Source organism: Neorhizobium galegae, assembly GCF_017877055.1.
GTDB classification, from domain to species: Bacteria; Pseudomonadota; Alphaproteobacteria; order Rhizobiales; family Rhizobiaceae; genus Neorhizobium; species Neorhizobium galegae_D.
In genome coordinates, this window is sequence record NZ_JAGIPG010000003.1 from 186,874 (window position 1) to 201,216 (window position 14,343).

Annotated in this window: 11 protein-coding genes; 9 read left to right on the plus strand and 2 right to left on the minus strand. The window is 60.3% G+C overall.

Features of this window, described 5'->3' with window-relative positions; translation table 11 throughout:
* The first annotated feature begins 163 nt into the window (after positions 1 to 163).
* From J2857_RS20140 to pepT, 4 genes are all read left to right on the plus strand, one after another.
* Positions 164 to 826: a gluconate 2-dehydrogenase subunit 3 family protein gene (locus J2857_RS20140; protein ID WP_245363612.1), complete on the plus strand. Its 663-nt coding sequence runs from the start codon at positions 164 to 166 to the stop codon at positions 824 to 826.
* Positions 827 to 838: 12 nt separating this feature from the next.
* Positions 839 to 2,605: a GMC family oxidoreductase gene (locus J2857_RS20145; protein ID WP_210011889.1), complete on the plus strand. Its 1,767-nt coding sequence runs from the start codon at positions 839 to 841 to the stop codon at positions 2,603 to 2,605.
* Positions 2,602 to 3,813 (plus strand): c-type cytochrome, encoded by a 1,212-nt coding sequence (locus J2857_RS20150; protein ID WP_210011890.1) that lies wholly within the window; start codon positions 2,602 to 2,604, stop codon positions 3,811 to 3,813. The genes J2857_RS20145 and J2857_RS20150 overlap by 4 nt, the downstream gene beginning before the upstream one ends.
* Positions 3,814 to 4,102: 289 nt before the next feature.
* Positions 4,103 to 5,338 (plus strand): peptidase T, encoded by a 1,236-nt coding sequence (gene pepT / locus J2857_RS20155; RefSeq protein WP_210011891.1) that lies wholly within the window; start codon positions 4,103 to 4,105, stop codon positions 5,336 to 5,338.
* Positions 5,339 to 5,676: 338 nt separating this feature from the next.
* Here pepT and J2857_RS20160 read toward each other — a convergent pair whose 3' ends face one another.
* Entirely contained in the window at positions 5,677 to 6,213 is a 537-nt protein-coding gene (locus tag J2857_RS20160; protein WP_210011892.1) for a flavin reductase family protein, read from the minus strand.
* A 49-nt stretch (positions 6,214 to 6,262) separates the two neighbouring features.
* Entirely contained in the window at positions 6,263 to 6,955 is a 693-nt protein-coding gene (locus tag J2857_RS20165) for a FadR/GntR family transcriptional regulator (RefSeq protein ID WP_210011893.1), read from the minus strand.
* 601 nt (positions 6,956 to 7,556) lie between these two features.
* On the opposite strand from J2857_RS20165, the gene J2857_RS20170 reads away from it, so the two are divergent.
* The 5 genes from J2857_RS20170 (at position 7,557) to J2857_RS20190 (ending at position 14,276) form a co-directional block, all read left to right on the plus strand.
* On the plus strand, positions 7,557 to 9,032 hold the full coding sequence (locus tag J2857_RS20170) for a 4-hydroxyphenylacetate 3-hydroxylase N-terminal domain-containing protein (RefSeq protein WP_210011894.1): 1,476 nt from the start codon (positions 7,557 to 7,559) through the stop codon (positions 9,030 to 9,032).
* 13 nt (positions 9,033 to 9,045) lie between these two features.
* The gene (locus tag J2857_RS20175) at positions 9,046 to 10,080 is read left to right on the plus strand and encodes a leucyl aminopeptidase (protein ID WP_210011895.1); all 1,035 of its coding nucleotides are present in this window, start codon (positions 9,046 to 9,048) and stop codon (positions 10,078 to 10,080) included.
* Positions 10,081 to 10,145: 65 nt separating this feature from the next.
* Positions 10,146 to 11,075 (plus strand): ABC transporter permease, encoded by a 930-nt coding sequence (locus tag J2857_RS20180; RefSeq protein WP_210011896.1) that lies wholly within the window; start codon positions 10,146 to 10,148, stop codon positions 11,073 to 11,075.
* On the plus strand, positions 11,072 to 13,102 hold the full coding sequence (locus J2857_RS20185) for an ATP-binding cassette domain-containing protein (RefSeq protein ID WP_210011897.1): 2,031 nt from the start codon (positions 11,072 to 11,074) through the stop codon (positions 13,100 to 13,102). The genes J2857_RS20180 and J2857_RS20185 overlap by 4 nt, the downstream gene beginning before the upstream one ends.
* A 103-nt stretch (positions 13,103 to 13,205) precedes the next feature.
* The gene (locus J2857_RS20190) at positions 13,206 to 14,276 is read left to right on the plus strand and encodes an ABC transporter substrate-binding protein (protein WP_210011898.1); all 1,071 of its coding nucleotides are present in this window, start codon (positions 13,206 to 13,208) and stop codon (positions 14,274 to 14,276) included.
* The last annotated feature ends 67 nt before the right edge of the window (positions 14,277 to 14,343 follow it).

Consider the following 14,343-nt stretch of genomic DNA (forward strand, 5'->3'; position numbering starts at 1 on the left):
CGTTCGGTTCGATCTCATCGGCGCACGTCGTTCTGGCGCGTCACCGACCTTTTCTCTCCGGGGAGGTCTTCCTATGGAAACCCACTGTCTTAAGCGCCCCACGCGGCGCCAATTCCTTTCTTCCGTCGCTTTTACCATTTTGGCCGGCAGCGCGGCTCCCGTGATGGCGCGCAGCATTTCCGGCAGCCTGCCCTGGGAGGCACGTTCCGCCGATCCGCCGGTGCAGGTGAAGCCGGGAGGCTGGCTGTTCTTCACGCCGGAAGAGGCGCAGACCATGGAAGCGGTCGCCGACCGGCTGGTGCCGGCCGACGAGCTTTCGCTCGGTGGCAAGGATGCCGGCTGCGTTCTCTATCTCGACCGGCAGCTGGTGGGATCCTACGGCACGTCGAGCCGGCTCTATACCAAAGGCCCGTTCATGCCCGGCCTTGCGACGCAAGGCTATCAGGCGCCTGACACGCCGGCTCAGCGCTACCGATCCGGGATTGCCGCGCTGAACGCGTTCACCCGCGAAACCAAGGGTGGCAAGCGCTTCGCCGAGCTTGCGCCCGCCGATCAGGACGCGGTCCTCACGGATCTCGAAGCCGGCAAGATCACCCTGCCGAACAAGGTGGATGCCAAGTCCTTTTTCAACCTGATGCTCGCCAACGTGATGGAAGGCTTTTTCGCCGACCCGATCTATGGCGGCAACAAGGACATGGCCTCGTGGAAGATGCTGGGTTTTCCCGGCGCGCGATACGACTACCGCGACCACGTTTCCAAACACAACCAACCCTATCCCCTGCCTCCGGTCTCGATCGCAGGCTCGATGGAATGGATGACCAGGTAGGGACTGAAAAATATGACCACTATTCTACCCCGCAAGGACGTCGTGATCGTCGGCCTTGGCTGGACAGGCGCGATCCTGGCCCACGAATTGACCGAGGACGGGCTCGATGTCGTTGCGATCGAACGCGGTCCGTGGCGTGATACGGCGACCGATTTCAACATCGGTTATGCCCAAGACGAGCTCCGTTACGGCATCCGCCGCGATCTCTTCCTGCAGCCGGCCGTCGAAGCGATGACGATGCGCAACAACACCTCGCAGACGGCGTTGCCGATGCGCGACTACGGCTCCTTCCTGCCCGGCAACGGGGTGGGCGGCGCCGGCGTTCACTGGAACGGCCATACCTGGCGGTTCTGGGACAGCGACTTCCAGATCGCCGACCACCTGAGGGATCGTTACGGCGCAGCACGGATCCAGGAGCTGCAATTGCAGAACTGGGGCGTGACGGGCGCCGAGATGGAAAAATCCTTCGACCGTTTCGAATATCTCGCCGGCATTTCCGGCAAGGCGGGCAATATCAACGGCCAGATTCAGGAGGGCGGTAATCCGTTCGAGGATCCGCGCTCGCGCGACTATCCGCTGCCGCCATTGCAGATGACCTATGCGCCGACGCTGTTTGCCGAGGTGACGAAGTCGCTGAACCTGCACCCGTTCCCAACGCCGGCTGCCAACCTTTCCAAGGACTATATCAACCCGCTCGGCATCGCCATGGGCCAGTGCACCATGTGCGGTTTCTGCGAACGGTTCGGCTGCGCCAACTATTCGAAATCCTCGGCCCAGACGACCATCCTGCCGGTGCTGATGAAAAAGAAGAATTTCGAGGTCCGCACGGAGTCGGAAGTCCTGCATGTCGACCTCGACGTCTCGAAGAAACATGCCCGCGGCGTCACCTATGTGAATACGTCGGGCGAAGAATTCTTCCAGCCGGCCGACATGGTGCTGCTCTGCGCTTATGGCCTCCACAATGTCCGGCTGATGATGCTATCGGGCATCGGCCAGATCTACGATCCGAATACCGGTGAAGGGACTGTCGGCCGCAATTACTGCTACCAGACCAATGCCGGTGCGCAGGTGTTCTTCGACGACAAGAACTTCAATCCGTTCGTCGCCGCCGGCGCGCTCGGCCAGACGGTGGACGATTTTAACGGCGATGCCTTCGACCACGGGCCGCTCGATTTCGTTGGCGGTGCCGGCATCAACTGCATCCCCTCCAACGGCCGGCCGATCCAGACCCGCCCGACCCCGCCCGGCACGCCGCGCTGGGGCAGCGACTGGAAGAAGGCGACCGTCAAGTCCTACAAGTCGACGCTCGGCTTTTCCTCGCAAGGCTCGAGCTATCCGACCCGCGGCAACTATCTGGACCTCGATCCGACCTATACGGACCGGTTCGGGCGGCCGCTGCTGCGCTTCACCTTCGATTTCCCGGATAACGACATCCGCATGTCGAACTGGGTTTCCGACCGGATGGAGGACATCGCCAAGGCCTTTGGCGGCCGGCAATACACCAATACCCGCCGTAAGAAGGGCTGGGATTCGGTGCCCTACCAAAGCACCCACAATACCGGCGGGGCGATCATGGGCACCGACCCGAAGACCAGCGCCGTCAACAAATACCTGCAGAGCTGGGATGTCGCCAACGTCTTCGTCATCGGTGCCTCCGCCTTCGCGCACAATGCCGGCAAGAACCCGACCGGCACGGTGGGGGCGCTCGCGTTCCATGCGGCGGACGCCATCCGCCAGCAATATCTCCGCAACCCGGGCCAACCGCTGGTGTCGGCATGAGCAAGATCCTTTTCTCCCTCACCCTTGCGGCTACGACGTTTTCGGCAGGTCTCGCGCTTGCCCAGGCTCCCGACCAGGCGGACGAGATCATCCGCGGCCGTTACCAGGCTATCCTCGGTGATTGCGCCGCCTGTCACACCGCGCCGGGGGCAAAACCGCTCTCCGGCGGGCTGCCGCTCGAAACCCCCTTCGGCCAGATCATCCCGCCGAACATCACGCCCGACAAGGCGTCCGGTATCGGCAACTGGACGGAGGCGGATTTCCGCAGCGCCCTGAAGACCGGTATCGGCCATGACGGCAAGCGGCTATACCCCGCCATGCCCTATCCGGCCTATACCAGGATGACCGACAGGGACATCGGCAATCTCTGGTCTTATCTCAGGACCGTCGATCCGGTCTTCAACCCGGTCGAATCCAACCAACTGCCGTTCCCGTTCAACATCCGCCTGTCGATGATGGGCTGGAACATGCTGAATTTTGCGCCCGGCGAATTCCGGCCCGATCCGTCGAAATCGGCAGAATGGAACCGCGGCGCCTATATCGTCCAGGGGCCGGGTCATTGCGGCACCTGCCATTCGCCGAAAACCGTGCTCGGCGCCGATGAGACCAGCGAAGCACTGCAGGGTGGTTCGCTGCAGGGATGGTATGCGCCCAACATCACCGGCAACTCCTATATCGGGATCGGCAGCTGGAGCGAGGACGAGATCGTCCAGTACCTGAAGACCGGCACCAACGGGCATACGATCGCCTCGGGGCCGATGGCGGAGGCGATCCAGGCCTCGACCTCCCTCATGGCCGACGAGGACGTCAAGGCGATCGCCACCTATCTCAAGAGCACCGAAGGCGGACCGGCACAAAAACCGCAGCCGATCCCCGCGAGCGATGCGCGCATGAAGGTAGGGGCGGCGATCTATCACGACACCTGTTCCGCCTGCCATGGCGGCGACGGCAAAGGGGCGAGCCAGCTCTTCCCGGCCCTTGCCGGCAGCTCGATCGTGCAACAGCCGAGTTCGGAGACGCTGACACGCCTGGTGCTGCAGGGCAGCCAGGCGGTGCATACGCCGCAGGCGAAGACCACCCCCTCCATGCCCTCGCTCGGTTGGAAGCTCTCGGATGAGCAGGTAGCGGCGGTGCTCACCTATGTCCGCAACAGCTGGGGCAACGCTGCGCCTTCGGTAGGGGCATCGGATATCGGAGCGCAGCGATAGAGGTTGCGGGCTTTCACCGGCTCTCCCGTCCCTTGGGCGGCGCGACAGCGCCCGCTGATCTCCCCCCTTGTGGGGGAGATGTCACCGAAGGTGACAGAGGGGGGTGGTGCCGCAAATTCAATTGCCGAAGAGTGTGCCGCAGCGCGCCCCTCTACCCCGCCGGGCAAGAGGGGCATCCTGGCTGGGCGCGTGATGATATCCAACCGCCCACCTTCATTTCCCGCCTTCACGGGCCCACGTCCACCCGCTACAACTCCATTTTTCCGTTCGCAATTTTGGATTTTCCCCCATGGCCGATAGCGTTACCGATCGTTTCCTCCGTTACGTCGTCATCGACACCCAGTCCGACGCCAAATCACCTTCCCAGCCCTCCACGATGAAACAGAAGGATCTCGGCCGGCTGCTGGTCGAGGAAATGCTGGCGATCGGCATTACCGATGCGCATCTCGACGAGCACGGCTATATCTACGGAACGATTCCGGCGACGACTTCGAAGAACAATGTGCCCGTCATCTGCTTCTGCGCTCATATGGACACCGCGCCGGATTTCTCCGGCACCAACGTCAGGCCGCAGATCGTCAGAAACTACCAGGGCGGCGATATCCAGCTCGTCGGCGATCCGAACCAGGTGATCCGGGTATCCGAACATCCGGTGCTGAAGGACCAGATCGGCAATGATATCGTCACCTCGGACGGCACAACGCTTTTAGGCGCCGACGACAAGGCGGGCATTGCCGAGATCATGGCGGCCGCCGAATTCTTCATCAACAACCCGGACGTCAAGCACGGTGCGATCCGCATCCTGTTCACCACCGACGAGGAGATCGGCCGCGGCGTCGACAAGGTGGACCTGAAGAAGCTCGGTGCCGATTTCGGCTATACGCTGGACGGCGAGACGGCCGGCACGATCGAGGACGAGACGTTTTCGGCCGACGCGGTGGAGATCGCCATCAAGGGCGTCGCCATGCATCCGGGCTTTGCCTTCGGCAAGATGGAGAACGCCATCAAGATCGCCGGCGGCATCATCGCCAGGCTACCGAAGGACATGACGCCGGAAACCACCAGAGGCCGCGATGGTTTCATCCACCCGACCGGCATGTCCGGCGTGATGGAAAAGGCGAACCTCTCCTTCATCATCCGCGATTTCACGGAAAGTGGACTGAAGACCAAGGAGACCCTGCTCGAAGACATCACCAGGCAAGTGATCGCCGACTATCCCGGCTCGTCCTACACCTTCACTGTCAAGGAACAGTACCGCAACATGAAAGTGGTGCTCGACCAGCATCCGGGCATTGTCGACTACGCGGTCGAGGCGATCAGCCGGGCCGGCATGACCCCGGTGCGCGGCAGCATCCGCGGCGGTACGGATGGTTCGCGCCTATCCTTCATGGGCCTGCCCTGCGCCAACCTCTTCGCCGGCGGCCACGCCTTCCATTCTCCGCTGGAATTCGTCAGCAGCCAGGACATGGAACTGGCGGTAAAGACGGTGGTGGAGCTTGCGAAACTGTGGGAGGAGCGGGCGTAAGGGCATCTGTGGTAACCGTGACATGCCTCTGATTTCGCCTGCCGGGACCTTCTCCCCGCAATTGAGAGGGTAAGTAAGGGTACAGAGCCAAGCATGCCCTGATGTGCATCGCCGCATCGAGCATCGATGATCGAACCTTGCCGGCGGCCGGTATGCCAGATGCCGAGAACCGGGCGGAGAGCGGGGCTACAAGAACCAGGCCGCGGTGCCTTGACGCGGTCCTCTCCGACAGCCAGTTCTCCGAAACGTCGTTTGCCGATATGGATCACGTCGTCGGTCGTTCAAAACGCTCCAAGGGCAAACTTAAATACTGGATTAGTGACCCGCCAGAGCTTCGTTCAAAGCGGCGTCGGGGAGCCGAACCGGCCACCGGAATAAATAAGCGCCCGAGTCGAGCCCTCCTTGACGATCGCTTCCACCCGTCCGACGAGAACGGCATGGGTGGATGACTCGTATTCACATTCCAGCCGGCAGTCGAACACGCTTAAGGCGTCCGCCAATATCGGCGCGCCGGTGGCAAGCGTGCTCCATTTACCGAAGTTAAACCGATCGGAGCCGTAGATCTTCGTCACTCCCGCAAAACATTGGGCGAGTTCCACATGGCCTTCGTCGAGGAAATTCGCAGAGAAGTAGCCGTTGGCGCGCAGATGCGGAAGGATGGCGCTGTTGCGGTTGACGCATGCCAGGATCATCGGTGGTTGATCGCTGAGCGAACAAACTGCCGAGGCTGTCATTCCGTGGCGCAGGTCGCCATCGCCTGTGGCAATGATCGTCACCGGCGTTGCGACCTTTTTCATCGCCGCCCTGAATATCTCGGCGTCGATCGGCGGCGCATCCGTCTGCTCGGCAATATTCATCGCGTTCGGTATCATCATGCACCTGCCTTTCGACGCTCGTTTCGGGATTGGTGGGGAGGTCGGTTCTCTATTTTGCCGACGGTGTCGACGGGGCGCCGCCGTTCAGCCATTTCAGGATCGCAACCAGATGCTCGTGCATCGCCTGTTGAGCTTCGGCGGCCCTGCGGCCACGAATGGCGTCGACGATGATTTCATGGTGCCGCCAGCCGGTTTCGTTCGTGTAGGCCGGCAGCCGGGTTCGGATCGTCTCCTCCCATGTCAGATCCATCACCTGCTCGAGCAGATAGGCGGCTAGGATGTTGTGGCTCGCGACCGCGATCGCCCGGTGGAACAGGTTGTCATTGCCGCGATCGAAAACCGTCGGCTCCGCCAGTGAATGGGCGGCAACGATATCGTCGATCTCGGTCGGGGTGCCGCGGATCGCAGCCAGACGCGCGATCTCCGGCTCCAGAAGCAGGCGGACTTCCCACAATTCCGCCGGGCTCGTCCTGCTTGCGATATTGGCGCGGGTAGCGATCGCCTGCTTTGCGCTGCGAGGCTTGCCTTTGGATGGTTGCGCGTTGCGGGACTGGGTTTCCGGAATCCTGTTGTCGTCGCGCAGCGTCGAAAGCGCCTTGCGCAGCATATGGCGGCTGACGCCAATCTGTTCGGCAAGCTGTCGTTCGGGGGGGAAGTCGCCGTTTTCCGCAAGGCCGAGAATGGCCTGGGTAACCTCCTCTATCGAATTGGGCGGGTTTTTCACGTCGATGCCTGCGTTCATGGTGCTCCTCCAGATTTCTCGAAATGACACAAGCCGGATATGGTTTCCGGCTTTCATCCGAAAAACTGTGCCTGTTGTTCGGCAGCCCCTGCGGGGTCGCCGTTTTGGTTTTTATGCGACCCAATGTATATGGTTGATGCAACCAAATGTCCATATTGTATTTGGTTGAATATTGGTTGCCGGTTGAATTGCTTGGTTGTGCACATAAAATAGCCGATTATGGCGGTGCTCAAATTTTTTTCACGAAGCGCGCGCTGTAAAATAACTGAATAATTACAAATAGTTGTACGCATAGAGCTTGGGAATTTCCATGCTGCGACTGCGAAATTTCACGAAACCCGTGAAAATTATTGCTTGCAACGCCCTCAACCAAAGTCTAGCTTTCGATAAAGGATATGTTGTGGTTGTGCATTTGGTTGTGCCGATCCGTTGCATCAACCAAATGCGACCGAATTCATCCCTGGAAATCGATCCAGCGCGAATGCTGCGAAAACAGCCCGACGCTTTTGCCCGATCCGGCCCTCCGGATCGCAGGAAACCTATGCGCCCATTCTGCCCAATCAACCTTGGGGCCGGACCCGGAAGAAGACGGAAGTCAGATATGAACACGATGACGACAATCATTCCCAAGCATGCGCTGAAAACCGGCGAGGAGTTCAAGGCCTCGCTCGATGACGGCCGCCAACTCTGGGTGAATGGCAACAAGATCGCCAAGGTAATGGACGAACCGGCGCTTGCTGCCGGTATCGACCTGATGGCGTCGATGTTCGACGACCAGTTCAGCGAGGAATATGCCGAGGCGACCACGGTTCTCGACAAGAAGTCCGGTCTTGTCACCGGTCGTTCCTGGCAGGTGCCGGAGACGAAGGACGAAATGATCGGCCGGCGAATGATGATGGAATATACATCCCGCAAGACGGTCGGCACTTTCGGTAGGCCGCCGGATCTCGGTCCGACACTCGCCGTCGGCATCCTGGCGCATCTGCATCTGTTCAAGGATTTCAAGTCCGCCTTTCCGGAATGCCAGCCGGATTTCGTCGAAAACGTCCAGCGTTATGTCGAATTCGGCCGGATGAACTCGATCACATGCGCCGAAAGCCTGACAGGCCCGCAGAATGATCGTTCGTCTCCGCTCGCCCAGGCCGCCTCGTTGCTGCGCGTCAAGCGGGTTGAGAAGGACGGTGTTTATATTTCCGGCGCGAAGTCGGTCGGCTCGATTGCGGCGCAGGCCAACGAGATCTTCTTCTCCAATCTCGCCTATCCCGGCACGCCGGCGGAAGCAGCCATCTGGGGTGCGGTTCCGATCAATTCAGAGGGCATCAAGCTTGTCAGCCGTGAGATGTTGTCCAATCCAGGTGCCGATCCCTTCGATCATCCGCTCGGTTACAAGGGCGAGGAAGCCGACCAGCTAGTCATCTTCAAGGATGTTTTCGTTCCGAAGGACCGTATCTTCAATCTGGGCAACGAACATGTTTCGGCGATCTCGGGCAAGGCGACGCTGTTTGCCCATTACCATGTGCTGACCCGTCTGAAGGTGAAGTCGGAAGTCTTCGCCGCCTGCGCCAAGATGGTGACCGAAGTGCTCGGCACCGGCCAGATCCAGGGTGTCCGTTCAATGCTTGCCGAGATCATCGAATATAACCGCACGCTCGAAGCCTTCATCCTCGCCGCCGAGGCCAATGCCGAGATCAACGAGAGCGGTGTGATGTGCCCGGACGTGATGATGATCACCACCGGCCGTCTCTACGCCATCCGCAACTATCCACATATCATCCATGTGCTTCAGGAAATGTGTGGCCAGGGCCTCGTTATGCGCTTCGGCAAGGCCGCCTTCGCCAATCCCGACATTGGCCCGGATCTTGCAGAGCTCCTCCCAGGCAAGGGCGTGACCGGCATGCAGAAGGAGAAGCTGATGAACTTCATCTGGGATCTGACCTGCTCGTCGCTCGCCGGCCGCGTGGCGCTCTTCGAGAACGTCAATGCCAGCCCGGCGCCCCGCATGCGCGAGCGTCTCGTCGCTGAATTCGATACGTCCGCGATGGTTGCGGACCTCAAGAAGATTGCCGAGCTGGACTGAAGGATTTCAAACCATGCCTACTCAACACGAAATGGTGAAATTGTTCACTGAGCAGCTGAAGCTCTGCGCGATGAAACCCGAAGAGACGGTCATCATCCTCTGCGAGGACGATATCCGCGCGGATTATGCACAGGCTTTCATGCTGGCGGCGCGTGATCTGGGTGCCACGCCCTTCCAGATCACCGTGCCGCTGCGCGAAAAGCGCTCGGCCCGGCAGACGACAGGCAAGACCGCGATCGCAGGCAACCGGCCGGTGATCGAGGCCTTGAAGAAGGCCGACCTGATCATCGATGTCATGGGCACACTGTTTTCACCAGAACAGGACGAGATCTGCGCTGCCGGTGCCCGCATGCTGTTCGTTCGCGAGCCTTATGACGTGCTTGCCCAGAACTTCCCGAATACCGATCTGCGCCGCCGCATCGAATACGGGGAAAAGCTTCTGGAAAAGGCAAAGACGCTTCGGATCTGGTCTGATGTCGGCACCGACGTCACCTATGAAATGGGCGGCTACCGGGTGATGACCCAGTATGGTTACACCGATATCCCCGGCCGTTGGGACCACATGGGTACCGGCCAGGTGCTGAGCCAGGCTCATGACGGCAAGGTCAACGGGACGGTCATGATCATGCCGGGCGACACCGTCACCGCCTTCCAGCGGATGATAGAAAGCCCGGTCAAGCTCACCATCAAGGACGGTTTCGTCACCGATATCGAAGGGGACGGAATGGATGCGCCGCTGCTGCGCGATTACATGGAGAGCTTCAAGGACCCGCGCGCCTACGCGATCAGCCATATCGGCTGGGGCCTGCTCAACACCGCGACCTGGTTCCACCGGGCAATCACTCGCACCCGAACCCAGGAAATCAGCGTCAACTCGCTGAGCTATTACGGTAATGTTCTGTTTTCGACGGGGCCGAATACCGAGCTTGGCGGCACGAACGACACGATGTGCCATATGGATATCCCGCTGCGCAAAACCTCGCTGTCGCTCGACAATCTCACGATCGTCGATAAGGGCCGCATCGCCATTCCCGAAATGGCCGTCTGAACCGGATCGGTCCCCATGCCGGGGGCCAATCCCATGCCTGACCGGCGGAGAATACAGGAGAAGCGATGACTCCGATCGATGCATCCGAGCCTGCGGAAAAGGCCAACAGGCTGTTGCCTGACGCGCCGACTGTGACACTCACTGCCTGGCAGAGGCAGCAGCGGGGCCTGACGGTTTCGCTGATGGCGCTGCCGACCGTCGCCATGATCGGGGTTTTCGTCATGCCCCTGCTGGTCCTGCTGTGGATGAGCTTTGGTGGGGGGACGAAAACCGGTTTTTCGGTTCAGGGCTATATCGACCTGATGCAGCCGGTCTATCTGAAGCTGCTGATGTTTACGCTTCAGCTCGCGTTCTTCACAACCTTGCTCTGCGCGCTGTTCGCCTATCCGCTCGCCTACCTGATGGTCAACGTCAGCTCGCGCTTTGCCGCCTGGATGGGCGTCGTGCTGTTCATCACGCTGTGGCTGAGCTTTCTGGCAAGGACCTTTGCCTGGATCATCATCCTGCAGCGGCGCGGCATCATCAACAATCTCCTGGTCGGCATCGGTGTCATCGATAGTCCGCTGGAACTCGTCTACAATAAGCTCGGCGCCTATATCGGAATGGTCCATATCCTTTTGCCGTTCATGGTGCTGACTCTGATCCCGGCCATGAAGGCGATCGATCCGGCCTATGTTCGGGCAGGCCTCAGCCTCGGAGCAAGCCCGGCGCGGGTATTCCGCGACATCTACATGCCGCTCAGCCTTCCAGGTCTTGTTGCCGGATCGATGCTGGTCTTCACGCTCGCCTTCGGGTTCTTCATCACGCCGGCCATTCTCGGCGGTGGCCGCGCGCCGACCATCGTCATGGCGATACGCGACCAGATCCAGCAACTCGGCAACCTTCAGCTTGCGGCGGCCACATCCATGGTCCTGCTCGTCTTCTGCCTCGGACTGCTTTTCCTTTACGACCGCATCGCCGGTATCGACCGCATCTACGACAAGGGAGGGAAATGATGGAACTCCTCGTCCAGGGCAACGCCGCCCGTACCTTGAAGGCCTATGGCTGGGTGATGCTCGTCATCATCATCCTGCCGGTTATCATGATCGTGCCGATCAGTTTTGGCGCGGGTAGCGCCATCGTCTTTCCGCCGAAGGAACTGTCGCTCGAATGGTATTATAACCTGATCGACGACCCCCGCTGGGGCCGGGACGCGCTCCTGTCGCTGCAGGTGGCTGGTCTGGCGACGCTTCTTGCTACCATCACCGGCACAGCTGCGGCGATCGGCATGTCGCGCGTCGAGAACAAGGCGCTCGCCAAGTTCCTCAAGTTGTTCTTCATCGCACCGATGATAGTGCCGCTGATGGTGATTTCGGTCGGCCTTTATATCGTCTTTGCCCGCAACGGTCTGCTCGGTTCGATGTGGGCGCTGGCGATCGCCCATGCCATCGTCGTTCTGCCCTTTGTCGTCATGCCGGTCATGTCACGGCTCGCGAGCCTCGATCCGGCTTATGAACGGGCTTCCGCCTCCCTCGGCGCCACCCAGATCCGCACGCTTTTCGAAGTGATCCTGCCGTTGCTCGTACCGGCAATCATCGCCGCGGCGATCTTCTCCTTCGTTTTCTCCTTCGATGAAGTCGTGCTCGCGCAGTTTCTCTCGAGCCCGCGTTTCGAGACCCTGCCTAGAAAAGTTTGGGACGGGCTCAGCCAGAATGGCCTCGACAAGACTATTACCTCGATCGCATCCGTCCAGCTTTTCCTTGTGGTTGTCGCCTTTGCAGGCTGGAACATCTGGAAAGTCGCCCGGACCGGTGTTCTCGTCGGCCGTGCAAAAACTGCTGCCGCTGCTGCCGCGAATTCGCAAGTCTCACCCGCCGTTGACCTCCCTGCCAATGGATACCAGACCATGAACGTCGCACTCAAAACTGCACCTCCCCTTGGCACACCAGCCATCCTCCCTGCCGCTGAAGCCGGCGGTGCCAAAACCGGAGAGCAACATGGTTATGGCATCGATTTCCAGCACATGAGCAAGTTCTACGGCGATAAGGTCGTCGTGGAGGAAGCGAACTTCTCGGTCAAGCCCGGCGAGTTCCTGACCATTCTCGGCCCTTCGGGTTCGGGCAAGACCACGCTTCTCATGCTGGTCGCCGGTTTCATCACGCCTGATGCAGGTCGCCTGATGCTTGGTAAGCGGGACATTTCCCGCGTGCCGCCGCACCAGCGCGATATCGGCGTGGTCTTCCAGTCCTATGCACTCTTCCCGCATATGACCGTGGCGCAGAACGTAGCCTATCCGCTGCGCGCCCGCGGCGTCTCGAAAACCGAGCAGCAGGCCAAGGTGAAATGGGCGCTGGAACGAGTCCACATGCAGGACTTCGCGGAACGCCGGATCGCTCAGCTTTCCGGCGGCCAGCAGCAGCGCATTGCGCTTGCCCGCGCCATCTCCTTCGGCCCACGTGCGCTGCTGATGGACGAGCCGCTTTCGGCGCTCGACCGGAACCTGCGCGTCGATATGCAGCGCGAGATCCGCAGCCTGCAGCAGAGCCTCGGCCAGACGGTGATCTTCGTCACCCATGACCAGGAAGAGGCGCTCAACATGTCCGATCGTGTTGCGGTCATCAACGAAGGCCGCGTCCAGCAGGTCGCCACGCCGCGCGATCTCTATCTGAAGCCGCAGAACAGTTTCGTTGCCAATTTCTTCGGCGAATCCAACCTCTTTCACGGTATGGCCGAAGGCGGCAGTCTAGTCTGCGGCGACCGGGCATTTCCGCTTGCAGAAGCCCGAGCGGGCGAGGCGATCCTCTGCGTCAGGCCCGAGACGGTGCGTCTCGCCGGCCAGAACCAGTCGTCGCCGGAATGGGCGATCGAGGGCACGCTGACCAATGCTCGTTTCCTCGGCAGTCTGCTGCATATGCAGTTCGCGACCGCGTACGGCACGCTTGTGGTGACGCGGCCGCTGGATGGCACGATCGACACTCCCGAACAGGGCGCCGTCCGCCGGCTTTTCTGGGTTCCCGAAACAGCACATGTCATGCCCCATTGAGGGACTGAAAGCCGCCTCGATCAAACAGGCAGAAAATTTGACCCAACCGCCCTGAATGCCTCCCAAGCACTCCAAAGGGCCAACCTTCCAACAGGAGAGACCGATGAAATCTAGATTTGGATTGTCCGCCCTCGTGGCTCTCGCGATGTCATTGCCGATCGGCCTCCATGCTCAGGAAGTACCTGCTGAATTCAAGGGAACCGGCAAGCTGGTGGTCAACAACTGGGGCGGCCCGACCGTCGAGAAGATGCATGCCGCCTGGTATGGCGATTTCCCCAAGGCGACAGGCATCGACGTCACCTTCACCTCCATCCCTGACGTTGCCAAGCTGAAGATCATGAGCCAGGTCGGCAATGTCGAATGGGACGTGGTCGATTTCGAAGGTGCCCAGATGCTGCAGGCCATGAAGGGCGACCTGCTGGAGCCGATCGATTACGACCTGATGTACAAGCTGGTGCCGAAGGACCAACTCGATCCGGCGCAGATGACGAAATACGGTATCGGTTCGATCGCTTTCGGCACCATCATGGCCTGGAATACCGAGACAGTGGGCAAGACAGGCCCGTCCAGCTGGACCGAATTTTTCGATACCAGCAAGTTCAAGGGCCGCCGCGCGCTTTACGCACGTCCGAAGCCGACGCTGGAAATCATGCTGATGGCCGATGGCGTGGCCCCGAAGGATGTCTATCCCATCGATATCGATCGGGCGTTCAAGGCTCTCGAAAAGTTCGGCCCCAAGGTCGATCTTTGGGTGGAGAAGACCTCGCAATGGGACGTGCTGATCCAGAACAAGGAAGTCGATCTTATGGGATCGAGTCTGGCGCGCACGATGGCGCAGGTGGAGAAGGGGGAGCCGATGGCGATCGGCTTCAATCAGAGCGTCATGGAACAATCCTATTGGACCATTCCGAAAGGAGCTCCGAACGTCAAGGATGCCCAGAAGCTCGTCGCCTGGATGATGCGTGGGGAAGGACAGCGAGCGTCGCTGAAACTCCTGCCTTACTACAGCATGGTCAACAAGGCCGCGCTTGACGGCCTGCCGAAGGAAACACTCGCCAAATTGCCCGGTGCGCCGGAAAACTCCGCCAACAGCCTCACCATCAACGCCGGCTGGTGGCTGGAAAACGATGCCAAGGTCCAGACCCGCTGGCTGGACTGGCTGAGCCGCCGCTAAGTCGATCCATCACTCTATAAAGCGCAATTTCTACCTTTTGCCGGCGCGGGTTTCGCGCCGGCCAGGG